This window comes from Enterobacter asburiae (assembly GCF_024599655.1).
Classification (GTDB): Bacteria; Pseudomonadota; Gammaproteobacteria; order Enterobacterales; family Enterobacteriaceae; genus Enterobacter; species Enterobacter asburiae_D.
In genome coordinates this window covers 1,673,834-1,698,050 of record NZ_CP102247.1, presented here as the reverse complement: position 1 = coordinate 1,698,050, position 24,217 = coordinate 1,673,834, and the positions used below count along the sequence as shown (strand labels likewise).

Genomic DNA, 24,217 nt, shown 5'->3' with positions numbered 1-24,217 from the left:
TTTATTATTTGCGGACCTTACTGAATTTTTCTGAGGTAACCCATTTACTCTAACTGCCACGCCCCGGCATCAATGAGCGACGCACTCCCCGTCCAGGCAAACAACGCCAGCTCGCGAGCCCCCGCTTCAGGATAAATGCGGCTGCTGAGGCACGCGTCACCGTCATTGACAAACACCTCCACCGACGAGTTGTCAAAGAACAGGCGCAGGTTTAGCGTGTCGTTCAGGTTAAGCGCGACGCTTCGGGTCCCGCACAAGCCATACTGCGGATAGTGACGCTCCAGCACCAGGCGCTGCATCTGCGCATCGACATAAATACGTAACCCGTCTCCGAGACGAATACCGTACTGCTCCGCGCTGCTGTTGGCGCAATCCCACTGCAGAATGACTTCCATCGCGTCACAGCTTTCCACCTGAGCGATTTGCTGATTGTTAAGCGTGCTCACCGGCCAGGGGAACCACGCCCTGCGCAGGCTTTCGACTTCTCTGGCTGGCCGCATTTGCAGACGGTCATCCGCACTCAGCGTCAGCTCGCGCGGTAAGGAGAGCATACCCGCCCAGCCATCCTGCTGTTCCGGCAGGGGCGATTCCCACATGTCCAGCCAGCCGATAACAATGCGGCGGCCGTCGGGCGTCAGGAAGCTTTGTGGCGCATAGAAATCATGCCCGCGATCCATCTCCACAAATTCCCCTTCACGCTCGAAAGGTTGTCCGGGCTGCCACTCGCCCAGCAGGTAGCCGCTCTGGAAAAGATTACGGTTTTTGAATCCGTCCGCCGCCAGCCCCTGAGGTGAAAACATCAGCACACGTTTGCCGTTGAGGGTGAAAAAGTCCGGGCATTCCCACATGTAGCCCATCTCTTTTTCAGCCACCGCAAGCTCGCCCATATCCTGCCACTCGCGCAGATCGGCAGAACGGTATACGCGCACCTGGCCCGTCTCACCGTCTCGCGCGCCGACAACCATGTACCAGCTCTCCCCTTCACGCCACACTTTCGGATCGCGGAAGTGATGCAGCCCAGGCGGCGTGTCAACAATCATTCCCTGCCGGGCAAAATGAACGCCGTCACGGCTGGTGGCCAGGCACTGCACCTGGTAGAGATTAGCCTCATCATCAGGATCGCCGTGGAATTTATGTCCGGTGTAAATCAGCGCCAGCGTATCGCCATCTACTACCGCCGAGCCGGAAAAACAGCCGTCCTTGTCTTCTGGTCCTTCCGGCGCCAGTGCTACCGGAAGGTGCTCCCAGTGAACTAAATCCCTGCTGCGCGCATGACCCCAGTGCATCGGCCCCCACTGGGTCGAGTATGGATGATGCTGGTAAAACGCGTGATACCAGCCGTCAAACCACACCAGGCCATTCGGGTCGTTCATCCAGCCGGCATGCGCGGCGAGGTGGTAACGCGGATACCAGCGCAGGTTAAGAGTGCCTTGTCTGGCCTGCAGTTCCTGTTCAGCTTTGGCAATGGAATACGTCATTTGTCTACTCTTTTCAGTCAGATAGTGGATGGTTGCGGCATTAACGGGTCAGAAGAGGACTTACCCGAGCGCAACAGGAAGATGGAGATGAGCGTGGTGCTGAAAACTAACAGCCCCATAATGAGATAGGACTGGGCAAAGCCGTATTTCTCATAGCTGTAACCGGCCAGCGGCGACAGAACCGAGGCAATCACCGAGCTTGTACAGGCAAAGCCCACCAGATAGAGGGTGGAAGAGAGCCGCTTGTCAAAATGCAGGCTGTTGTATTTAAAGATTGAGACCAGCAAAACGGGCAGCTCAACCGCGTGCAATAGCTTGGTAATGGAGATCAGTACCGGCCCCTCAACCAGACCCGATGCCACCATACGCATCGCCATCACCATTCCCGCGAAAATCAGGCCGTTTTTCGCACCGAGACGATTCACCAGCCACGGGGCACAAAACATACCCGCCGCCTCAAGAAAAACCTGGAAGGAGTTGAGATAGCCGTACATGGCGTTTCCTTCCTGTAACGTCGGGAACTGGGAGGAGAAATAGACCGGGAACTGCTGGTCATAAACGCCATAAATACAGGTGCCGATAACGAAAAATACCAGCGCCCAGAACCGCGGCAGCGTCAGCAGGCGCAAGGCATCTTCCAGCGTGACCTTACCGCCGGACACCGCTTCCTGCATGGCGTGCGGGGCGGAAGAGACCCTGAGACGCGCCAGCAAAACAAAAAACACCAGCCCTGCGCAGCTCGCGACGGCAAAGTTCAGCTTCGGATTAATGTTAAACAGCAGCCCCGCAAAAAAGGTTGCCGCCGCCCAGCCAAGCGATCCCCACATCCTCGCCTTGCCGAACTCAAACTGACTCTGGCGGGCCACGCGCTCGGTATAGGACTCGAGCACTCCTATCCCGCCGTTAAACGTCAGGCCGATAAAAATCCCGCCGAAAATGCTGCCGAGCAACACGTTAATCTTCAGCAGATAGCCAAACAGCAAAAAAGCCGGACCAGAAAGAACAAGCAGGCTGGTCAGAAACCAGAGCAGGTTTTTGCGCAGGCCGAGTTTGTCCTGAATGAATCCATAGCAGATTTGTGCAAAAAGCGCGGAGACGGAAAGCACGGCATAGATAACGCCGGTATCCCCCGCTTTTAAGCCTACTTCCTGATGAAGCCAGATGGAGAGTAATGAGCCGGAAGACGACCAGGTGACAAAAAAGAAAAACAGTAATGCGCTCAGTAAAGGGTAGCTGTGAGAGCGATGCGTTTTCATTATGACATTCTCATGTTGGAGTAATGACGCAATGGTAACGTTAACATTATTTCTTTCTCATGCTGTTTGGCTAAGATTTACGATGTTAATCACGAAAGTTAACGTTAACATTAAGGAAATGAGATCGCGATCAAAAATTCATCACTGAGGTCAGCATGACCAAACCTGGGCATCAGCCTTCCTTTTACATCAGCGACTTAGTTGTATACCCTCTCACACAGAGCATTAACGGAGTAACAAAATGGCTTCCCTGAAGGACGTCGCAAAGCTGGCTAACGTATCGCTGATGACGGTTTCCCGCGCGCTTAACAGCCCGGAGCGCCTTAAACCGGAAACCCTGGCGCGCGTTCAGCTGGCTATTGAGCAGACCAGCTACGTTCCTGACCTGTCCGCCAAGAAAATACGCGGCGCGCATGCCTCGCCAAAAACCATAGGCGTACTGGCGCTTGATACGGTAACGACACCTTTCTCGGTGGACATCACGCTGTCTATTGAAGAGACGGCCAGAATGCACGGCTGGAACAGCTTCGTGATGAATATGTTTACCGATGACAACCCGGACGCGATTGTCGACCTTCTCCTCTCTCATCGGCCTGACGGGATTATCTACACCACCATGGGGTTACGTCAGGTTCCTCTCCCGGCCAAACTCCTCACCCTTCCCTGCGTGCTGGCCAACTGCGAAAGTGACGGCGAAAAGGTCGCCAGCTATATTCCTGATGATGAACAGGGGCAGTATACCGCCGTGCGGGCGTTACTCGCGCAGGGGTATCGACGACCTCTCTGCCTGCATTTACCTGCGGGACTCCTGGCCACAACCCGACGCCGTCAGGGACTGGAACGCGCATGCCGCGAAGCGGGGCTCGACCCACAAAGCCTGGCGCACAGCTATATGGCGTTAGGGGACGAGCACTATCGTGATATCCCGTCAGTGCTGCTGGCGCACATGCAGAATGGCATTCCCGGGTTCGACTCCGTTATCTGCGGCAACGACCGTATCGCGTTTATGGTGTACCAGACGCTGCTGGCGCAAGGGCTTCGCATACCGAAAGACGTCGCGGTAATCGGCTATGACAATATGGTCGGTATCGGAGAGTTGTTCCTGCCTCCTCTCACTACGGTTCAACTGCCACACTATGAAATTGGCCGCCTGAGCGCCTTGCATATTATTAACGGCGAAGAGCATCAGAACACCACGCGCGTTGAAAGTCCTTTTTTAATGCGTGATTCCGTTGTGCATGCATCATGAGCACCGCTTTTTGCGCATGACGCAGGAATAGAGAGAGCCAGCCTCCTTTTTTGCCATTCGATGGCACGTTTTGTCACACTCTTTTCTGCGACTTTACACGCCGGACAAACAGCCTGTAACAGGCTGTTTTTATTTGGCATAAAATGCAATTTTCATTTTAAAAATGGGGATAATTTCTCCCCACAGCCCCGTGTCACAAAACAGTAAACAAATTAACCATTGAGCCCCGTGGCAAAAGGCTCTATATTGGCGGCGTTTTTTTCAGGCCCCCATCTGTTTTTTAACTTTTTATTCAATCGTGGCTCATAACGAAGCGGCGGTTGTAGGAGTGATATGATGACGGATAAAGTCCGTATTGACACCGTAGATGCCCACAAAAGCAACGAAACCTATCTGGCCCGTCAGGCCGAGTTTGAATCTAACGTCAGGAGTTATCCGCGCAAACTGCCTTTAGCCATCACTAAAGCAGAAGGCGTGTGGATCACCGATGCAGACAATAAAGAATACCTTGACTGTTTAGCAGGCGCGGGGACCCTTGCGCTTGGCCATAACTATCCTGATGTGCTGAAAAGCATCCAAAATGTCATTACCAGCGGCTTGCCGTTACATACCCTGGATCTGACTACGCCTCTGAAAGACGCGTTTTCTGAATACCTGCTCTCTCTGCTGCCTGGTCAGGGCAAAGAGTACTGCCTGCAGTTCACCGGCCCATCCGGTGCTGACGCCGTTGAAGCGGCGCTGAAGCTGGCGAAAAAAGTGACCGGTCGTAGCGGTATCATCAGCTTCTCTGGTGGTTACCACGGTATGACCCACGGCGCGCTGTCCGTGACCGGCAACCTGTCTCCGAAAGAAGCGGTTGACGGTATGATGCCAGAAGTCCAGTTCATGCCTTACCCGCACGAGTACCGTTGCCCGCTGGGTATCGGTGGTGAAGCGGGCGTGAAAGCGCTGACTTACTACTTCGATAACCTGATCAACGACGTTGAAAGCGGCGTGCGTAAACCTGCAGCGGTGATTCTGGAAGCCGTTCAGGGCGAAGGCGGCGTGAACCCGGCTCCGGCTGAGTGGCTGCAGCGCATCCGTAAAGTGACTCAGGAACACGGCATTCTGCTGATCCTCGACGAAGTTCAGGCTGGCTTTGCCCGTACCGGTAAATTCTTCGCCTTCGAACACGCTGGCATTGAGCCAGACATCATCGTGATGTCTAAAGCAGTGGGTGGCGGTCTGCCACTGGCCGTGCTCGGTATCAAAAAGCAGTTCGATGCATGGGCGCCAGGTCACCACACCGGTACCTTCCGCGGCAACCAGCTGGCGATGGCAACCGGTCTGACGACGCTGAAAATCCTGAAAGACCAGAACATCGCAGGCAAAGTGGCTGCACAGGGCGAATGGCTGAAAGGCCAGCTGAAAGAGATGGCGAAACGCTATCCGGTGATCGGCCACGTGCGCGGTCTGGGCATGATGATCGGTATTGAGATCGTTAAGCCACACGAAGCCGCTGACCACATGGGCTGCTTCCCGGGCGACGGCGAGCTGTCTGCACTGATTCAGAAGAAGTGCTTCGAAGCCGGTCTGATTCTGGAGCGCGGTGGCCGTAACGGTATCGTTCTGCGTCTGCTGCCGTCTCTGCTGATCAGCGACGAAGAGCTGAAAATCTTCCTGGATAAATTTGAGCAGGCACTGCTTGCTGCGGGCGTTCGCCCGGCGTAACCGGAGTTATTGATTACGATGTCTGATTCAAACCCAATTTTGTTCTCCTCTGCGCAGAGCATTGAAGCTTACCAGCAGGCGATTGAACAAAGCACTCAGGCTGTGATGCAGTGGCTGAAACAGCCTGAGATGTACCAGGGCAAAACGGTCGCGGAACTGCGCGACCGTATTAAGCTGGATTTCAACCCGAAGGGGCTGGGCAACGAAGCGGCGATTGAACGCGCCGTGGAGTTCTTCCTGAAAGACAGCTTGTCCGTTCATCACCCGCAGTGTGTGGCGCACCTGCACTGCCCAAGCCTGGTGGTAAGCCAGGCGGCGGAAGTGCTGATCAACGCCACTAACCAGAGTATGGACTCCTGGGATCAAAGCCCGTCCGCAACCATTATCGAGATCAAACTGATCGAGTGGCTGCGTACCCGCGTGGGTTATCAGGCCGGCGACGCAGGTGTCTTCACCAGCGGCGGCACCCAGAGCAACCTGATGGGCCTGATGCTGGCTCGCGATGCGTTCTTCGCGCGTCAGGGTCACTCCGTTCAGCAGGACGGTCTGGTAGGCGATCTGCGCAAAATTCGCGTACTGTGCTCCGAAAACGCACACTTCTCCGTGCAGAAAAACATGGCGCTGATGGGGCTGGGCTACCAGTCCGTGGTGCAGGTGAAAACGGACGAATTCTCCCGCATGGATCTGACCGATCTGGCGGCGAAAATTGAACAGTGCAATGCAAACGGCGAGCAGATTCTGGCGATCGTCGCGACAGCAGGTACCACCGATGCCGGTGCTATCGACCCGCTGCGTGCGATTGCAGAGCTGGCCGCGAAGCAGAACATCTGGGTACACGTTGATGCGGCCTGGGGCGGCGCGCTGCTGATGTCTGAGCAGTATCGTCACTACCTGGACGGCATCGAGCTGGTGGATTCCGTCACCCTGGACTTCCACAAGCAGTTCTTCCAGACCATCAGCTGCGGCGCGTTCCTGCTGAAAGAAGCGCGTCACTATGAGCTGATGCGCTATCAGGCGGCCTACCTGAACTCTGAGTTCGACGAAGAGGCAGGCGTGCCTAACCTGGTGTCCAAATCTCTGCAGACCACCCGTCGTTTCGACGCGCTGAAGCTGTGGATGAGCCTGGAAGCGCTGGGTCAGGAGCAGTACGCGGCGATTATCGATTGCGGCGTAACGCTGGCACAGCAGGTTGCGGCTTACGTGAAGGAGCAGCCTGCTCTGGAGCTGGTTATGCAGCCACAGCTGGCAAGCGTTCTGTTCCGCTTCCGCGGACAGGTGCAGATGGACGACGCGGGCATCGCCCTGCTGAACCAGAAAATTGGTGATGCGCTGCTGGAATCCGGCCGTGCGAACGTCGGTGTGACCGAGCATAACGGCGTCACCTGCCTGAAGCTGACGCTGCTGAACCCAACCGTGACGCTGGAAGATATTAAAATCCTGCTGTCTCTGGTTGAGCGCACCGCGCAGGAAGTTCTGGCGAAGTAATACAACACCCCTCTTCCGCCGGGAGAGGGGTTATTTTAAAGCCCTGCCCACCACATCCTGGTTTTTAATCCCCAGTAACTCGTCCAGCCCGTCGTGGTACTGACCACATTACCCTTCGACACAATCACTATTGTCGGCGTTACGCTCACCTGCCACTGCTGCGACAGCGCGCCGTTTTCATCGTTTATCACCGGCATTTTCAGCTGTTTCTTTTCAACCCAGCGCGCAAGCTTTGCGTTATCACCGGAACGCATGGCAATACTCAACACGTTCCCGCCCTCTTCTGCCAGTTGATTAACGGAAGGCGTCGTGTAACGGCATATGCTGCACCAGGTGGCCCAGACGTAAATCAGCAGCGGACGCTCCTGGCTGAGCGCCGCGATATCGTGAATGTTGCCGTCGATGCTCTGCATCGGTGTCGCACTAAAACTGGCGGGGAGTGTCGGTTTACGATATCGATCTACACCCCATACCACGGCCAGCGTCAGCAGAACGAGTATGATCCCTTCCCGCGCCCAGCGGCGCAGTCGACTGATTTTGCGGTTATCCATTGTGACCTCATGTTTTAACGAAGGTCATCTTAACGGGCAATACGCCATCACGCTGTAAAGAAGTGTCGCGCCAGGTTTACTCCTGGGTATAGCCGTAGTCGTAATGGCTATATCCCGAGTTGTAATAGAGCGCTGCCGATTTCACGATATCATTGAGGATCGCGCCATTCACCTGCACACCCATTTGCTGCAGACGCTTCAGGCAGTTCTCGATCTCCTTGACGCTGGTTTTACCAAACCTGGCAACCAGCAGCGTGGTAGCCGCTGCTCTGGCTATCAGCAAGGCATCCGTCACGGCAAGCACAGGGGGGGTGTCGACAATCACGATGTCATAATGGTTGTCTATCTGCGACACCATAGCCTGGAAGCGTTCGCTCATCAGCAGCTCAACGGGATGCGAAGGTTGGGGTCCGCAGGTCAATACATCAAAACCGCCTTTCTCGACGCGTTGAATTGCCTCCTGCCACTCAACGGCGCCTCCAAGCACGCTGGATAGTCCCCGATGATTGCTCAGTTTGAAAACGTTGTGGACATATCCCTTGCGCATATCCGCATCAATAAACAGCACTCGCTGTCCAGCCTGAGCGGCAATCGACGCCAGTGACGTACTGACCAACGTCTTTCCGCAGTCCTGCGTGGGGCCAGACACCACGACGATCCGGTTTGCGGCATCCATCATGGTAAAATGCAGGCTGGTGCGCAGCCCGCGCACCGCCTCGACAAACATATCTGCCGGACGGTCAACGGGCAGAAAAGGGATGTTCGACGTCCTGTGCTTCCAGTGGGAAGCAAACAGGTTTCTCCTGCGCAGGTGCGTTTTTTTCCAGAGCCACACCGAGCGCGGGAGCGTCGCCAGAAGCGGTATCCCCTGCGCTTCCAGCTGTTCAGACGAGGTAATGCCCCGCTTAAAGGCTGAGCGCACTAAAACCGTTCCGGCAGAGAGCATCAAGCCCATCAGCATACCCAGCACGATAATGAGCGCTTTGCGCGGCTTGATTGGGGCCGGCTGCGTCACGGCCGGGTCAATAATCCGCACGTTGCCGATAGCGCTGGAGCGCGAGATACTCAGCTCTTGCTGACGCGTCAGCAGCTGCAGGTAGATGGTACGCCCGGATTCAACGTCACGACTCAGGCGTAAGATTTCCTGCTGCGTGGAAGGCATGGATGAGACGCGGCTATTCAGACGCGCGCGCTCACGCTCAAGCGTTTGTTTCTTCTCCCGCAAAGCGCGGTAGGTGGGATGGTCCTTTTTGAAAAGCTGGGAAACCTCTGCTTCGCGAAACGTCAGCTCGTTAAGCTGGTTTTCCACGTTAACCACCTGATCGAGCACCGACTTTGCCTCCAGAGACAAGTCGACAGAATCGCGCTGCTCTCTGTAGGCATTCAGTCGTGCTTCGGCTTCATCCAGTTCCCGGCTGATCTTAGGTAATTGATCCTGTAAGAACGTGAGGCTGCGGGAATCTTTCGCTTCCTGGCGCGCAACATTCTGGCTAAGAAAATTTTCAGCAATCGTATTAAGCACCGTGGCAATCTTGCCGGGGTCTTCACCCGTTAACGTTAATGCGATCATACCGCTCTGTTTCGCCGACTCTACAACCGTAAGCCTGTTTTGAATGGCGTTGATCGCGTCAAGCCTTGTGACGGTTTCGAGGGTAAACCGGGTGCCGGGTTCCGCGCTGAGGGATGTCACCAGAAGCGATATGCCGTCTTTAGCCAGGGTTTTACCCACGACGCCCTCTGCCTCAAGCGTTTTTCCCTCAAGACGATACCGCCCTTGCTCCTGAACGGTGAGTAAAAGCGTTTGTGGCTTCCCTTCCAGAAGAGGAATAGTCAGCGCGCCAATCGTTATTTTATCGGATTTACGTCCCAGAACCTTTTCCCATAAGGTCCCGATGACAGGCAACACGTGCCGTTTAACGCTGTACGTCAGCCCTAACCGATCGACGGTTTCTCCCAGGATCATTCGTGATTTAAGGAGTAAAAGTTCTGGCGCGACGTCGGGCGAGAGATCGGACCCGAACGCGGTCAGGTTCTTGAGCAGCGAGTTGTCCTGCTTCGCTTCAACCTGTACCAGGGCATCAGCCTGATAAACTGGCGTGGTGCTGAACGCGTAGATCCCCGCACATACCGTAAGCAGGAGCGTGACGCACGCGATCGTCACGCGGTTATCAAACATCTCAGCAAGCAGCTGAAGAAGATCGATCTCATTATTCTGCGACGTTGCAGCACTATATTTTTCTGATTTTGAAGACGACATTACTGCTTCATTCCTTGTTGACTCAAACGACGAGCCCATTCCTGACTGGCTTTTCCTAATTGCTCGAAAACATATTCATAGGCTTCACGACTTTTGTGATACGGGTCGGGAATGTCCCTGGTTTCCAGCCATTGTCCAAAGAGGAGCGATTTTCCCCGGTTCTCCGGGGCCATAGCAGCTATGTAACGGAGATGTTCCGGCTCCATGACCAGAATCAAATCGGATTTTTGCAACAGGCTGCGCGTCACCTTGCGGGCAACGTGCCCCTCCAGCGAAACACCATGACGCCGGGCCACAGCCTGCGCAGTCGCATCTGCGGGATGCCCTTCAAGCCCCAAAATCCCTGCCGAGGTCACCTGCTGGCCGGGTAATTGCTGACGCAACAGCCGCTCACCCATCGGTGAACGGCAAATATTGCCGGTGCAGACCACTAAGATTGACTGGAACATTACTGCGGCCACGATCTGATGTAACGAACGGTTTCGGTCAGGTCATGAACGCCGCTGATGGTAGGCACCAGTTGGGTAATCACGCGATTCCAGCGTGATAACGGTGCGGTGGTAACGTAGACAATGTCATACGGTTCCAGCTGGAATTCCGTACCCAGCACCATGGCTGAGGCGTCTTCCGCATTCAGTTGATAGATGTTGGCAATTTTGTCCGTGTCGCCTTTTTTCGCTACCTGTCGAATAACAAAAATGCCGGTTGCATCGGCCATATTTTGGTTAAGCCCCCCGGCATTCCCCAGGGCTTCGGCCAGCGTCATGCCGCTACGATCCATCTTAAGCGTGCTCTGCTTAACCACCTCGCCCATCACGAACACCTTCAGCGCGTCGTTGCGGGGAATAAACAGGATATCGCCAGGATAAAGCAGCTTATTTTGAGTCAAATCGCCATGCTGCATCAGCGCATAGAGCGAAAGACGGGAGTCCTGGCCATCATGCGTGAGCACGACGTTACGCCAGTCGGCATCCGCTGAAAGACCGCCAGCGGCGTTGACCGCATCCATCACCGTCAGCGGAATATTGGTTATGGGCTGCTGGCCCGATTTTTCGACCTCTCCGGTAACGTAGGCTTTTTGCGAACGGAAGGCGGCAATGCTGACGTCCACCTGCGGGCTCTCAATGACCTTATCCAGTCGCGTTGTAATCTCTTCACGTACCTGTGAAACCGTTTTTCCCGCCACCCGCAGTTTACCGACGTAGGGATAAAAGAGCGTACCATCGGCGTTGACCCAGTTACCGGCATCGCTCGCACTACGATATTGCCCCGCGGGCGTCGTTAATTCCGGGTGATCCCAGACGGTGACCGTCAGGATGTCGCCTGTGCCAATGCGGTATTCCCAGTTTTTGATCTGCTCATCCAGATTAGGATTTGACTGAGATTTCGATACGGCCGGACGCAGTTTTTCAATCAATCCCGGCGTCAGAGGAAAAATTTCCACGCGCTTTTCAAGCTGATAATTGGCGTCTTCCGCAGCAATGACTTTTTTCCCGGATACACTCAAATTCTGGCCGGGGGAAAATACACACCCTGTTAATTGACTAACAGTAAGAAATAACAGCGAAAATGCAGTTGTAGCTTTCATTATATAAATATTTCTTTTTAACGTTGCGTTCATCATCAAGCTTGCAAAGAGACTTCATCTAACTTAATGAAATTTAATTGCTTATTCTTATGCAATATGAAATTCTGGCATTGTAAAACGTGATCAAACTGCTTTCTAAAAAACAAAAGTAATACTCAACCCTGTAAAAGAAAACGGAAGCAAGCCCGCTTTACACGAAGGCAATATTAAATCTTCTTTAGTGGGAAAGCATTCGCAGAGCAGTCCAATTTTGATGTGAAAAGTTATTTTCAGAATTGATTAATGAAATAATAAATATTAAAAATATTAAGCACAGACAATATTCACCATAGTGATAAACATCATCCCATTCGACTACGCAAAACCGTCCACTTTTGTTACATTTTTTTTCAAACATACCCTGCGTTGATACTTAAAATGGACCGTCTGCTCCGCTTTGCACGACCCGCAGACGAAAAGTATCTGTAACAATATCACTGGAGAAAAAATGGCTAAGCGTAAATTGCTGCTTCTGGGTGTATTACTGTCTCTGGCGGGCTCCGCATTCGCTGCCCCGCAAACGGCCGCTGCGCCATCTGGCATCAAGGCCTACGAAGAACATGAGTTCATCGCTGACTTTACGAAATTCAAGATTGGCGACACGGCACCGGCGCAGTATCAAACGCCGGAGTACACCATCAAACAGTACCAGCTGCGTAACCTGCCGGCGCCGGATGCCGGAACCCACTGGACCTATATGGGTGAGAATTACGTGCTGATTGGCGATGCTGATGGCAAGATTTACAAAGCCTACAATGGAGATATTTTCTATCACCGCTAACGCAATCCTGATTCGCCCCTGGCAGGAAAGTGACCGTCCTTTCCTGCGCACGCTCTACCTCCACGCCCGGCGCGAAGCCTGGCCATGGCTGGAGAGTGCAGACTGGCAGCTGGAAGACTTTGACGCGGCAACCCGTGACGAAGTGATTTGGGTTGCTGTTCAGAACGGGCATCGCCTGGGCTTTGCCTCCGTCTGGACAAACGATAATTTCCTGCACAACCTCTTTGTCGATCCACAGTATCAAAGCCTGGGCGTCGGGCACGAGTTGCTTGAACACGTACAGAAGACGTTTACCAGTACGGGTTCGCTAAAGTGTCTGGTGAAGAATGCGCGGGCTATTGCGTTTTACCAGCGACACGGCTGGCACATTGAGGCGACGGGTAATTCTCCGGACGGAGAGTATTATTTGATGCATTATCGGCTTGGGTAAAGTCAGGTGGCGCTTCGCTTACCTGACCTACAAAACCGCATTTCGTAGGCCGGGTAAGGCGAAGCCGCCACCCGGCACTAAGCGAAGAGGAATTACACCGCGCGGAACGCGATTTCCCCTGGGATGATTTCGCCCTGCCAGTAGAGCTGCGCCGCAACGCGTCCCGCCAGCTGGCGATACATTTCCGCAAATTCGCTGTCCGGACGGCTGACCACCGTCGGCTTTCCGCTGTCCAGATCTTCACGCAGGGTAATGTGCAGCGGCATCTGTCCCAGCAGTTGGGTATGATACTTCGCGGCCAGTTTTTCTGCGCCACCGGTACCGAAAATAGGTTCGTGGTGACCGCAGTTGCTGCAGATGTGCATGCTCATGTTCTCGACGATACCGAGCACCGGCACTTCCACCTTCTCGAACATCACGATGCCTTTTTTGGCGTCGATCAGCGCGATATCCTGCGGCGTGGTGACGACGACCGCACCCGTGACCGGAATGTTTTGCGCCAGCGTCAGCTGAATGTCACCGGTGCCCGGCGGCATGTCCAGCACCAGATAATCCAGATCCGGCCACATTGTCTCCTGCAGCATCTGCAGCAGCGCCTTGCTGGCCATCGGGCCGCGCCAGACCATCGCGTTATCGTCGGTCACCAGATAACCGATGGAGTTGGTCGCGAGACCGTGCGCCATGATTGGCGCCATGTGGGTGCCGTCCGGCGAGGTTGGGCGCTGGTTTTCCGCGCCCAGCATGTTCGGAATAGACGGGCCGTAGATATCCGCATCCAGAATACCGACCTTTGCCCCTTCCGCCGCCAGCGCCAGCGCCAGGTTTACGGCGGTAGAGGATTTCCCTACCCCGCCCTTGCCCGAACTGACGGCAATGATGTTTTTCACGCCGTTCACGCCAGGCTGGTTTTTCACGCGCTTCAGCGTGGCGATGCTGTGGCTCAGCTTCCAGTCAATCGCCTTCGCACCGGTAATGCGCAGCAGCTCAGAGCTGGTCTGCTCTTTCAGCGCGTCAAAGGCGCTGGTCCAGACGAACGGCATCTGCAGCTCAATGTGCAGCGTGTCGTCCAGCCAGGCAACATGGTGTAACGCTTTCAGCGTAGTGAGATTGTGCTTCAGGGTTGGATGCTGAAAGTTAGCCAGCGTCCCGGCGACCATTGCTCGTAAGGCTTCCGGTGATTTGGCCTGGGATTGAGAACTCATCCCGACTCCTTTGTTCTTGTGAATAAGACCTTAGAAGAACAAGTTTACCTGAAAGGCCGTGGTTTGTGCTTACTTAATAATGCCCCTTTTGGTAATATCAAAAACCCTTTTCACAGTTAAAAGAAGTAATGCCTACTATGACTCAAGTCGCGAAAAAAATTCTGGTAACGTGCGCCCTGCCGTACGCCAACGGCTCAATCCACCTCGGCCACATGCTGGAGCATATCCAGGCTGATGTCTGGGTCCGTTACCAGCGAATGCGCGGCCACGAGGTTAATTTCATCTGTGCGGACGATGCCCACGGCACGCCGATCATGCTGAAAGCGCAGCAGCTGGGGATTTCCCCGGAGCAGATGATTGCCGAAATGAGTCAGGAGCATCAGACTGATTTTGCTGGCTTTGACATCAGCTATGACAACTATCACTCCACGCACAGCGACGAAAACCGCGAGCTGTCGGAGCTGATCTACACCCGTCTGAAAGAGAACGGTTTTATCAAAAACCGCACCATCTCTCAGCTGTACGATCCTGAAAAAGGCATGTTCCTGCCGGACCGTTTCGTCAAAGGCACCTGTCCGAAATGTAAATCCCCGGACCAGTACGGCGATAACTGCGAAGTGTGCGGCGCGACCTACAGCCCGACCGAGCTTATCGAGCCGAAATCCGTGGTTTCCGGCGCCACGCCTGTGATGCGTGACTCCGAGCACTTCTTCTTCGACCTGCCGTCCTTCAGCGAAATGCTGCAGGCGTGGACCCGCAGCGGCGCGCTGCAGGAGCAGGTGGCGAATAAAATGCAGGAGTGGTTCGAATCCGGCCTGCAGCAGTGGGATATCTCCCGCGATGCGCCGTACTTCGGCTTCGAAATCCCGAACGCGCCGGGCAAATACTTCTACGTCTGGCTGGACGCGCCAATCGGCTACATGGGCTCCTTCAAGAACCTGTGCGACAAGCGTGGCGATACCGTCAGCTTCGACGAATACTGGAAGAAAGATTCCACTGCCGAGCTGTATCACTTCATCGGTAAAGACATCGTTTACTTCCACAGCCTGTTCTGGCCGGCGATGCTGGAAGGCAGCAACTTCCGCAAGCCAACCAACCTGTTCGTACACGGCTACGTGACGGTGAACGGCGCGAAGATGTCCAAATCCCGTGGGACGTTCATCAAAGCCAGCACCTGGCTGAACCACTTCGACGCGGACAGCCTGCGCTACTACTACACCGCGAAACTCTCTTCCCGCATCGACGATATCGACCTGAACCTGGAAGATTTCGTGCAGCGCGTGAACGCGGACATCGTCAACAAGGTGGTGAACCTGGCGTCCCGTAACGCGGGCTTTATCGCCAAGCGTTTTGACGGCGTGATGGCGGCCGAACTGGCTGACCCTGCCCTGTACCAAACCTTTACCGACGCGGCGGCGACCATTGGCGAAGCCTGGGAAGCGCGCGAGTTCGGCAAAGCGGTACGTGAAATCATGGCCCTGGCTGACCTGGCGAACCGCTATGTCGACGAGCAGGCGCCGTGGGTGGTGGCGAAACAGGAAGGCCGCGATGCCGACCTGCAGGCCATCTGCTCCATGGGCATCAACCTGTTCCGCGTGCTGATGACCTACCTGAAGCCGGTTCTGCCGCAGCTGGCAGCCCGTGCTGAAGCGTTCCTGAACACTGAACTGACCTGGGATGCCATGGCGCAGCCGCTGCTCGGCCACAAGGTGAACACCTTCAAGGCGCTGTACAACCGCATCGAGATGAAGCAGGTTGAAGCCCTGGTGGAAGCGTCTAAAGAAGAGGTGAAGGCGGCTGCGGCACCGGTTACCGGCCCGCTGGCGGACGATCCGATTCAGGAAACCATTACCTTTGACGATTTCGCCAAAGTCGACCTGCGCGTGGCGCTTATCGAGAACGCGGAGTTCGTGGAAGGTTCTGACAAGCTGCTGCGCCTGACGCTGGATCTGGGCGGCGAGAAGCGTAACGTCTTCTCCGGCATCCGCTCAGCGTATCCGGACCCGCAGGTGCTGATCGGTCGTCAGACCGTGATGGTGGCGAACCTGGCACCGCGCAAAATGCGCTTCGGTATCTCCGAGGGGATGGTGATGGCCGCAGGCCCTGGCGGAAAAGATATCTTCCTGTTAAGCCCAGACGAAGGCGCGAAGCCGGGCCAGCAGGTGAAATAACAAAAAAGCCGGAGAGTGTCTCCGGCTTTTTTTTGCCCGGCGGCGCTACGCTTGCACGGGCCTACGGGTTTTGTAGGCCGGGTAAGGCGAAGCCGCCACCCGGCTAAAAATCACCCCTTCGGATGATGCACCCGGTGGGTCAGCCCACGCAGGAAATTACGCAGAAACTGGTCGCCGCACTCGCGGTAGTTTTTATGATCCGGCGCGCGCATCATGGCGGTCACTTCCGGCACGGACACGCGGTATTTCTGCTCCGTCATGATCGCCACAATATCGTCCGTTTTGAGCGAGAACGCGATGCGCAGCTTTTTCAGCACCGTATTGTTGTTCACGCGACGCTCCAGCGCCAGCTCTGGCGCAGACTCATCTTTGCCGCGCTTATCGTAGATAAGGCCGTTCAGGAAGCCAGAAAGGATAATATCCGGGCAGCGGACAAACCCCTCTTCGTCTTCTTTGGTCATCCAGGTATCGAAACCGGCAGACGTGGATTCCATGTCCGACAGCGCAAGAATGCGCACCATGTCGTTATTGTTTGCTTTCAGAGTGTAGCGCAGGCTACGAAGAATATCGTTACTTAGCATAGAGCCTTCGAATGTCGATGATGCAATGGCGCGCAGTGTACCAGTTTTAAAGGCCAATCGCCTCTTTCAAACTCTTCAGATAGCGACGGCTGACGGGTACCGTTTGCCCGGCACGCAGCACCAGCTCGGCCTGGCCGTTATCTTCCAGGCGGATCTCCTTCAGGTGCGCCATGTTCACCAGATACTGGCGGTGGCAGCGGATCAGCGGCGTGCGGCTCTCCAGCGTGCGTAGGGTCAGCTCGGTGAACCCTTCGTTCCCTTCCGCGCTGGTGACAAACACCCCGCTCAGGCGGCTGCTGACAAACGCCACATCATCCATCTGCAGAAGATAGATTCGGCTGTGCCCGGTGCAGGGGATAAACTTCAGCGGCTGCTGGTTTTCCGGCAGCAGCGTGACGTCCTGTACGGTTCGCTCCTGGCGTAAACGGGTGAGCGTTTTTTCCAGACGCTTCTCTTCAATCGGCTTGAGTAAATAGTCAAACGCGTGCTCCTCAAAGGCCTTAACGGCATATTCATCAAACGCCGTCAGGAACACGATGTAGGGGCGATGCGCCGGGTCGAGCATGCCGACCATCTCCAGCCCGCTGATGCGGGGCATCTGAATGTCGAGGAACAGCACGTCCGGGCGAAGCTTGTGAACCGCTCCGATGGCCTCAATGGCGTTCGCGCACTCCCCCACAATCTCAATATCAGGCTGCTCCTGCAGCAGAACGCGCAGGTTTTCCCGTGCCAGCGGCTCGTCATCCACAATCAGCACTCTTAACATGCGTTTTCCTCCAGCGGCAGTCGTACGGTAATACGGGTAAATCGGTCTGGCTCACAGGCGACGGTAATGCCACAGTCATCGCCGAAATGCGCGCGCAGGCGTTTATCCACCAGGCTCATCCCTAAACCGCCGGAGGCGGAAGGCTGATAAAGCCCGGCATTATCTTCAATGTCCAGCACCAGATGGTGGTTAAAACGGCTGGCGGCAATGGTTATCTCCCCTGTCCCCAGAAGCTGTGACGTGCCGTGTTTAATGGCGTTTTCGACAATAGGCTGCAGGGTAAAGGCCGGGAGATGCTGATACGCCAGCTCGTCCGGAACGGAGAGCGTCACCTGCAAGCGCGACTGGAAACGCGCCTGCTCAATCTGCAGATAGGCATTTACGTGCTCAATCTCATCGGCGAGGGTGACGATCTCGGACGGCCGCTTCAGGTTCTTGCGGAAAAAGGTCGACAGAAACTGCACCAGCTGCGCGGCCTGATCGCTGTCGCGGCGAATCACCGCTTTGAGCGTGTTGAGGGCATTGAAAAGGAAATGCGGGTTGACCTGGGCATGCAGCAGCTTAATTTCGGACTGCGTCAGCAGCGCTTTCTGCCGTTCATACTGCCCGGCGAGAATTTGCGCTGACAGCAGTTGGGCGATCCCCTCCCCCAGCGTGCGGTTGATCGAGCTGAACAGACGGTTTTTCGCCTCGTACAGCTTGATAGTGCCCATCACCCGCTGGTTTTCCCCGCGCAGCGGAATCACCAGCGTGGAGCCCAGCTTGCACTGTGGATGCAGCGAACAGCGGTAAGGCACTTCGTTACCGTCGGCATACACCACCTCGCCGGTTTCAATGGCGCGCAGCGTGTAGGCTGAGGAGATCGGTTTACCCGGCAGATGGTGATCGTCCCCGGTGCCGGTAAAGGCCAGCAGCCGCTCGCGGTCGGTTATGGCCACCGCGCCGATATCCAGCTCCTTGTAGAGCACCTGCGCGACCTTCATGCTGTTCTCTTCGTTAAACCCCTGACGCAGGATCCCTTCGGTTGAGGCGGCGACCTTCAGCGCCGTGGCGGAAAACGCCGAGGTGTACTTCTCAAACATGGCGCGCTTGTCGAGCAGAATACGCATAAACAGCGCCGCGCCCACGGTGTTGGTTACCATCATCGGGGCGGCAATACTGCTGACCAGGTGCAGCGCATCTTCAAACGGACGGGCAATGAGCAGAATGATCGCCATCTGCGCCATTTCGGCCACAAAGGTAATGGCACCGGCGGTGAGCGGGCTAAAGACTTTATCCGGGCGGCCGCGTTTGATCATGTAGCTGTGCACCAGCCCGCCGAGCAGCCCTTCCACGATCGTCGAGATCATACAGCTGAGCGCCGTCATCCCGCCCATGGAATAGCGATGCAGCCCTCCGGTTAAACCGACAAGGCCACCGACGACGGGACCGCCCAGCAGCCCGCCCATCACCGCGCCGATCGCGCGCGTATTGGCAATAGAGTCTTCGATATGGAGACCAAACCAGGTCCCCATAATGCAAAATATGGAAAATACGACGTAACAGAGGAATTTGTGCGGCAGACGTACGGTGACCTGCATCAGCGGGATAAACAGGCGCGTTTTGCTCATCAGCCAGGCAATGACAAGGAACACGCACATCTGCTGAAGCAACAGCAGCACCAGATTAAACTCGTACATACTCAAAACCGCACACGCTAAAAACGCGTAACATACACTGATGCGGGTTTACTTTCTTTGAAGCATCCCAAAAAAGCGCAAAATCGTGTCCGTTATCACACCTTTTTCTGAATATCGCGCATGCTTCGCATTGTTTGTTCAAAAATCAATCAATCCTTCCTGGTTCGCCAAAGTGAGTCTACAGTTAAGCTGGGGACGCGTAAGCCAGGGGGCGAATATGGCGCTTTACACAATAGGTGAAGTGGCACTCCTTTGTGATATCAATCCCGTTACCCTACGGGCGTGGCAGCGACGGTATGGATTACTCAAACCGCAGAGGACCGACGGTGGGCATCGCCTTTTCAATGAGGCCGATATCGACCGCATTCGCGAAATTAAAAGCTGGATCGACAACGGGGTGCAGGTCGGCAAGGTGAAGTCCCTGCTGAGCCACGACGATCCGGACACGCAGCACCTCTGGCGCGAACAGCAGGAAACCCTGCTGCGACTCCTGCAGGCGGGCAATCTTCAGCGCCTGCGCGCATGGATAAAAGAGCAAGGCCGCGATTATCCGGCACAGACGCTGATCAACCATCTCTTCATTCCGCTCCGTCGACGCCTGCAGTGCCAGCAGTCCACCCTGCAGGCGCTGCTCAGCATGCTCGACGGGGTGCTGATCAACTACATTGCCGTCTGCCTTGCCTCGGCGAAGAACAAAGCCGGAAAAGATGCGCTGGTGGTCGGCTGGAACGTGCACGATACCACCCGCCTGTGGCTGGAAGCGTGGATTGCGACCCAGAAGGGCTGGCGCGTGGATGTCCTGGCGCACTCGCTGGCGCAGCTTAAGCCCGAGTTTTTCGACGGCCAGACCCTGCTGGTCTGGTGTGGTGAAGTGCCCTCCGCTACGCAGCAACAGCTGCTGACGGAGTGGCGAGAGAATGGTTACCCGGTTTATTCCCTTGGTCCGGATGAGCCATAACGGCATTTAATGGTTCATTAACAGCTGCGCTTCACCGTATAATTGTTCCGTTAACAACAGGAGCACATGATGAAGGCAACCAAACTGGCCATTATTACCCTTTTTGTCCTGATGGCCGTGAGCGGTATCGGCGGCGTGATGCTGGCAGGATACTCGTTTATTGTTCGCGGCGGTGTCGGCTGAGGTACAGCGCCAGCCGCTCAAAAAGGCGATCGACGACGATTGCCGCCAGCGCGACCAGCACAGCCCCCTGCACGATGTAAGCCGTATTAAACCCGCTCAGGCCGATAATAATCGGCGTTCCCAGCGTATTGGCACCGACCGTAGACGCAATGGTCGCCGTCCCGATGTTAATAATCACCGACGTGCGGATCCCGGCAATGATAACCGGTGCCGCAAGCGGCAGTTCAACCTTGCGCAGCCGCTGGCCGCGACTCATCCCCATCCCTTCAGCCACGCTTAGCACCGACGCCGGTACCGCCGCGAGACCCGCCAGCGTGCCCTGCAGAACCGGCAGTACGCCGTATAAAATCAGCGCAATAATGGCGGGCTGCTGGCCAAAGCCCATCACCGGAACCGCTATCGCCAGCACCGCCACCGGGGGAAACGTCTGACCAATGGCCGCTATTGTCTCTACCAGCGGACGAAACTCCTTGCCCGCGGGCCGCGTAACTGCGATGCCTGCCCCTACCCCCAACACAACCGCGATGACGCTTGAGAGCGCCACCAGCCAGAGATGCGCCAGGGCGAGATTAATAAAGCTCTCCTGCTGATAGACCGGCCGCGGCAGCCCGGGAAAAAGGGCGTTAAACAGCGCCGCGCTGTGGGGCATCAGAAACAGTAAGGCGACAAAGAGCGCTACCAGCCAGAGGAGCGGATCACGCAGTGCCTTCACGCGTCACCTCCCCGGCCAGCAGATCGCGAAAATGTAAGGTTCCGCACGGCGCCCCGCTTGAGTCCGAGACGGGCAATACCTCGCACTGCCGCGCGACAAACGCGGAGAGAGCATCCCGCAGGCTCATCTGCGCCTGCAGCGGTTCGCCGCTCACCGGGAGCTCCTCCCGACGCATATAGTCGCTGACCGTCCGCAGGGAGAGCAGCCTCACGCCCAGCTCGCTGCGGCCAAAAAACTCGCGCACAAAGTCGTTCTTCGGCCATGTTAATAGCTCAAGCGGCGAGCCCTGCTGCACCACTTCGCCATGATCCATCAGCACCAGATGGTCGGCCAGGCGCAGGGCTTCATCAATATCGTGCGTCACGAGAACGATCGTGCGTCCGAGAATGCGGTGAATGCGGGTCATCTCCGCCTGCAGCGCCCCGCGCGTGACCGGATCCAGCGCGCCGAAGGGTTCATCCATCAGCAGCACCTGCGGGTTGGCCGCCAGCGCGCGCGCCACGCCCACGCGCTGCTGCTGGCCTCCGGAAAGCTGGTGCGGATAGCGATCGCGCAGTGCGGGCTCTAACCCCAACAGCGACATCAGCTCATCCACCCGGTCAGCGATTTTTGCCCGCGACCATTTCTCCAGCTGCAGCACGGTGGCGATGTTCTGCGCCACCGTCCAGTGCGGAAACAGGCCGATAGACTGAATGGCATACCCCATCCGGCGACGCAGCTCCAATACCGGCAGGCTGCGGATCTCTTCTCCGGCAAAGCGGATCAACCCGCTGTCATGCTCAACCAGCCGGTTGATCATCTTCAGCGTGGTGGATTTTCCCGAGCCCGAGGTGCCAATCAGCACGGAAAACGCCCCCTCGGCAAAGTTCAGGTTCAGATGGCTCGCCGCCGGACGGCCGGCAAAGGTTTTACTGACATCATGAAATTCAATCATTGGCTCTTCTCCTGAGCAGCGCGAGCCATAAGGCAAACAGCGCGTCGACGACAACCGCCAGCGCAATCGTGGGAACCACGCCCAATAACACCAGATCGAGCGCACTGCTCAGCAGCCCCTGGAACACCAGCGCGCCAAAGCCGCCCGCGCCAATCAGCGCCGCAATCACCGCCATGCCGACGGTTTGTACCGCCACCACCCGCAGGCTGCGCAGCAGCAGGGGCAGCGCCAGCGGGAGCTGAATTTTCCAGAAACACTGCCGTGCGCTCATCCCCATCGCATGGGCGCTTTCCAGCACATCCGGCGCGACCTGGCCCAGACCCGCGACCACGCCGCGCACCAGCGGCAGCAGCGCATACAGCACCAGCGCGATGAGCGCGGGGGTTAACCCCGTTCCGGCTATGCCGAGCGTTCCCAGCGCCGGGAATGACTTCACCAGCCCGGCCAGCGGGGCAATCAGCAGGCCAAACAGCGCGACGGAAGGAATGGTCTGGATCACGTTGAGTACGGCAAAGACCCCGCCCTGGCGTGAAGGATGGCGATAGCACCACATGCCGAGCGGTATACCGATCAGCAGAGCCGGGATCAGCGTGCCGAAGAGGATCGTCAGGTGTTGCGCCAGGGCATCATCAAACACCTCCTGACGGTTGGCGTACTCTTTTAGCAGCGAAAGATTGTTCAGCTCCCCGCTGAACAGCAGGAACAAGGGAATGCACCATATCTGCGCGTTGAGCACCCAGCGCCAGACGGCGCTGGAGATGAGTCGACGAATGGCATCGCTGCTGGCCAGCAGACACAGTGCCAGCCACAGCCAGAGGCCGCTGCCCACCGTGGTTCTCGCCAGCGGGCTTTCCGCCGACGCCATATGCGTCGCCGCCTGCCCGGCTCCCCAGAAGAGGAGGATAAACAGCCCTTCAGCGAGGAGCAGCGTCAGCCACTGCGCCGTGCGCCCTTGCCAGAGCGAAAGCGCAACCCACGCGGCCAGCGCCGCCGCCAGCCACCACGGCGTGAACGCCCACACTTCCCAGAGATAGCGCCCCTCCCCTGACATCAGGCGGTTAGGGGCGACATTTACAAACGGCAGCGCGACCGCCGCGATGGCCACGCAGGCCAGCAGCAGCAGTACGCGGTTATGACATTTTATTGGCACAGCCCTTTCCCGTTACTTCACAAGCCCTTGTTGTTTCAGGAAGTCGGCGGCCACTTTTTTGGCATCCAGCCCCTCGACGGCAATGCTGGCATTCAGCTGCTGCAGCGTTTTTTCATCCAGTTTTTCGAAGACCGGCTTAAGCCAGTCGGCAATCTCCGGATAGGCTTTCAGCACCGCCTCACGCACGACAGGGGTCGGGGCGTAAATCGGCTGTACGCCTTTAGGATCGGTCAGGGTTTGCAGGCCGAGCGCCGCCACCGGGCCGTCGGTGCCGTAGGCCATGGCCGCGTTAACGCCAGAGGTTTGCTGCGCCGCCGCTTTGATGGTCACCGCGGTATCCCCGCCCGCCAGCGAGAGCAGCTGCGCCTGGTCGAGCTTGAAGTCGTAGGCTTTTTCGAACGCCGGGAGCGCATCAGGACGCTCGATAAACTCCGCGGACGCAGCGAGCTTAAAGTCGCCCTTCTCTTTCAGATAGCGGCTGAGATCCGCAAGCGAGGTCAGCTTACCTTTCTCCGCCACGTCCTTGCGCACCGCGATAGTCCAGGTGTTGTTGGCCGGGGCCGGCGTCAGCCAGACCAGCTTGTTCTGTTCCGCGTCGAGTTTTTTGACTTTCTCATACCCGGCGTTAGCGTTTTTCCATGCAGGATCGTTTTCTTGTTTGAAGAAGAACGCGCCGTTGCCGGTATATTCCGGATAGATATCCAGCTCGCCGGAGGTGATCGCCCCGCGCACGACGGGCGTGGTGCCGAGCTGAATTTTATTGACGGTTTTCACGCCGTGGCTTTCCAGCACCTGCAAAATAATATTGCCGAGCAGCGCCCCTTCGGTATCGATCTTTGAGCCCACTTTTACCGGCTCCGCCGCCTGTAACGGCAGGCTCAGCGCCGCCAGCAGCACCGCAGATCCCAACATCCCCTTTGCAATCGTCATTCTACTATCCTCATTTATTTTGCTGCCTTTTTCAGAGGCTTGAGAGAAAAGCGTAGCTTAAAACGGCCGAATTAACCGTCAAAATGCCTTTTTAGCATAAGGTAAGACGCATCCCCCGCAGGACGGG

General features: G+C 56.4%; 22 protein-coding genes. 8 read left to right on the top strand and 14 right to left on the bottom strand.

Annotated features, from left to right (window positions below):
* Window positions 1–44: 44 nt before the first annotated feature.
* Together NQ230_RS08040 and NQ230_RS08035 are read right to left on the bottom strand one after the other, a co-directional pair.
* Window positions 45–1,478 carry a glycoside hydrolase family 32 protein gene (locus NQ230_RS08040; protein WP_257260700.1) on the bottom strand — a complete coding sequence of 478 codons (1,434 nt, stop codon included), beginning with the start codon at window positions 1,476–1,478 and terminating at the stop codon, window positions 45–47.
* 17 nt (window positions 1,479–1,495) lie between these two features.
* A complete protein-coding gene (locus NQ230_RS08035; protein ID WP_121425345.1) occupies window positions 1,496–2,737 on the bottom strand; it encodes an MFS transporter in 1,242 nt (413 codons plus the stop codon).
* A gap of 238 nt (window positions 2,738–2,975) precedes the next feature.
* On the opposite strand from NQ230_RS08035, the gene NQ230_RS08030 reads away from it, so the two are divergent.
* The 3 genes from NQ230_RS08030 (at window position 2,976) to NQ230_RS08020 (ending at window position 7,178) form a co-directional block, all read left to right on the top strand.
* Complete coding sequence (locus tag NQ230_RS08030; protein ID WP_159514552.1) at window positions 2,976–3,983, top strand: LacI family DNA-binding transcriptional regulator; 1,008 nt, start codon at window positions 2,976–2,978, stop codon at window positions 3,981–3,983.
* Between the two features lie 333 nt (window positions 3,984–4,316).
* Window positions 4,317–5,693, top strand: coding sequence for a diaminobutyrate--2-oxoglutarate transaminase (locus NQ230_RS08025; RefSeq protein WP_257260698.1), 1,377 nt, complete (start codon window positions 4,317–4,319; stop codon window positions 5,691–5,693).
* Window positions 5,694–5,711: 18 nt separating this feature from the next.
* Window positions 5,712–7,178: a pyridoxal phosphate-dependent decarboxylase family protein gene (locus NQ230_RS08020; RefSeq protein WP_063957654.1), complete on the top strand. Its 1,467-nt coding sequence runs from the start codon at window positions 5,712–5,714 to the stop codon at window positions 7,176–7,178.
* Between the two features lie 35 nt (window positions 7,179–7,213).
* Here NQ230_RS08020 and NQ230_RS08015 read toward each other — a convergent pair whose 3' ends face one another.
* From NQ230_RS08015 to NQ230_RS08000, 4 genes are all read right to left on the bottom strand, one after another.
* Window positions 7,214–7,729, bottom strand: coding sequence for a protein disulfide oxidoreductase (locus NQ230_RS08015; protein ID WP_193939445.1), 516 nt, complete (start codon window positions 7,727–7,729; stop codon window positions 7,214–7,216).
* Between the two features lie 76 nt (window positions 7,730–7,805).
* Entirely contained in the window at window positions 7,806–9,986 is a 2,181-nt protein-coding gene (locus NQ230_RS08010) for a polysaccharide biosynthesis tyrosine autokinase (protein WP_257260695.1), read from the bottom strand.
* Window positions 9,986–10,435 carry an arsenate reductase/protein-tyrosine-phosphatase family protein gene (locus NQ230_RS08005; protein WP_306671195.1) on the bottom strand — a complete coding sequence of 150 codons (450 nt, stop codon included), beginning with the start codon at window positions 10,433–10,435 and terminating at the stop codon, window positions 9,986–9,988. The genes NQ230_RS08010 and NQ230_RS08005 overlap by 1 nt, the downstream gene beginning before the upstream one ends.
* The gene (locus NQ230_RS08000) at window positions 10,435–11,574 is read right to left on the bottom strand and encodes a polysaccharide export protein (protein WP_257260692.1); all 1,140 of its coding nucleotides are present in this window, start codon (window positions 11,572–11,574) and stop codon (window positions 10,435–10,437) included. The genes NQ230_RS08005 and NQ230_RS08000 overlap by 1 nt, the downstream gene beginning before the upstream one ends.
* A 487-nt stretch (window positions 11,575–12,061) precedes the next feature.
* On the opposite strand from NQ230_RS08000, the gene NQ230_RS07995 reads away from it, so the two are divergent.
* Together NQ230_RS07995 and NQ230_RS07990 are read left to right on the top strand one after the other, a co-directional pair.
* Complete coding sequence (locus tag NQ230_RS07995) at window positions 12,062–12,394, top strand: RcnB family protein (RefSeq protein WP_257260691.1); 333 nt, start codon at window positions 12,062–12,064, stop codon at window positions 12,392–12,394.
* The gene (locus tag NQ230_RS07990; RefSeq protein ID WP_233469847.1) at window positions 12,369–12,824 is read left to right on the top strand and encodes a GNAT family N-acetyltransferase; all 456 of its coding nucleotides are present in this window, start codon (window positions 12,369–12,371) and stop codon (window positions 12,822–12,824) included. The genes NQ230_RS07995 and NQ230_RS07990 overlap by 26 nt, the downstream gene beginning before the upstream one ends.
* A gap of 92 nt (window positions 12,825–12,916) precedes the next feature.
* Here the strand turns inward: NQ230_RS07990 and apbC are convergent, their stop codons facing one another.
* Window positions 12,917–14,026 (bottom strand): iron-sulfur cluster carrier protein ApbC, encoded by a 1,110-nt coding sequence (gene apbC / locus NQ230_RS07985; protein WP_029740176.1) that lies wholly within the window; start codon window positions 14,024–14,026, stop codon window positions 12,917–12,919.
* Between the two features lie 137 nt (window positions 14,027–14,163).
* Here apbC and metG point away from each other — a divergent pair, with 137 nt between their 5' ends.
* Window positions 14,164–16,197, top strand: coding sequence for a methionine--tRNA ligase (gene metG, locus NQ230_RS07980; RefSeq protein ID WP_159514558.1), 2,034 nt, complete (start codon window positions 14,164–14,166; stop codon window positions 16,195–16,197).
* A gap of 110 nt (window positions 16,198–16,307) precedes the next feature.
* Here metG and NQ230_RS07975 read toward each other — a convergent pair whose 3' ends face one another.
* Genes NQ230_RS07975 through NQ230_RS07965 form a run of 3 tightly spaced genes read right to left on the bottom strand, consistent with a single transcriptional unit; the run spans window position 16,308 to window position 19,223 of the window.
* Window positions 16,308–16,778 (bottom strand): YehS family protein, encoded by a 471-nt coding sequence (locus NQ230_RS07975; RefSeq protein WP_058686259.1) that lies wholly within the window; start codon window positions 16,776–16,778, stop codon window positions 16,308–16,310.
* 46 nt (window positions 16,779–16,824) lie between these two features.
* Complete coding sequence (gene btsR / locus NQ230_RS07970; RefSeq protein WP_023312443.1) at window positions 16,825–17,544, bottom strand: two-component system response regulator BtsR; 720 nt, start codon at window positions 17,542–17,544, stop codon at window positions 16,825–16,827.
* Entirely contained in the window at window positions 17,538–19,223 is a 1,686-nt protein-coding gene (locus NQ230_RS07965) for a sensor histidine kinase (RefSeq protein WP_032642882.1), read from the bottom strand. The genes btsR and NQ230_RS07965 overlap by 7 nt, the downstream gene beginning before the upstream one ends.
* Before the next feature lie 217 nt (window positions 19,224–19,440).
* Between NQ230_RS07965 and mlrA the strand changes: the two genes are divergently transcribed.
* Window positions 19,441–20,181, top strand: a complete 741-nt coding sequence (gene mlrA / locus NQ230_RS07960; protein ID WP_159515655.1) for an HTH-type transcriptional regulator MlrA — start codon at window positions 19,441–19,443, stop codon at window positions 20,179–20,181.
* Window positions 20,182–20,250: 69 nt separating this feature from the next.
* Complete coding sequence (locus tag NQ230_RS07955) at window positions 20,251–20,364, top strand: protein YohO (RefSeq protein ID WP_008500895.1); 114 nt, start codon at window positions 20,251–20,253, stop codon at window positions 20,362–20,364.
* On the opposite strand, the gene NQ230_RS07950 is transcribed toward NQ230_RS07955, so the two are convergent.
* Genes NQ230_RS07950 through osmF form a run of 4 tightly spaced genes read right to left on the bottom strand, consistent with a single transcriptional unit; the run spans window position 20,339 to window position 24,090 of the window.
* The gene (locus NQ230_RS07950; protein ID WP_064672827.1) at window positions 20,339–21,076 is read right to left on the bottom strand and encodes an ABC transporter permease; all 738 of its coding nucleotides are present in this window, start codon (window positions 21,074–21,076) and stop codon (window positions 20,339–20,341) included. The genes NQ230_RS07955 and NQ230_RS07950 overlap by 26 nt on opposite strands.
* Window positions 21,060–22,010, bottom strand: coding sequence for an ABC transporter ATP-binding protein (locus NQ230_RS07945; protein WP_257260690.1), 951 nt, complete (start codon window positions 22,008–22,010; stop codon window positions 21,060–21,062). The genes NQ230_RS07950 and NQ230_RS07945 overlap by 17 nt, the downstream gene beginning before the upstream one ends.
* On the bottom strand, window positions 22,003–23,160 hold the full coding sequence (locus tag NQ230_RS07940) for an ABC transporter permease (RefSeq protein WP_159514560.1): 1,158 nt from the start codon (window positions 23,158–23,160) through the stop codon (window positions 22,003–22,005). The genes NQ230_RS07945 and NQ230_RS07940 overlap by 8 nt, the downstream gene beginning before the upstream one ends.
* A gap of 12 nt (window positions 23,161–23,172) precedes the next feature.
* Complete coding sequence (osmF, locus tag NQ230_RS07935; RefSeq protein ID WP_257260689.1) at window positions 23,173–24,090, bottom strand: glycine betaine ABC transporter substrate-binding protein OsmF; 918 nt, start codon at window positions 24,088–24,090, stop codon at window positions 23,173–23,175.
* Window positions 24,091–24,217 lie beyond the last annotated feature (127 nt).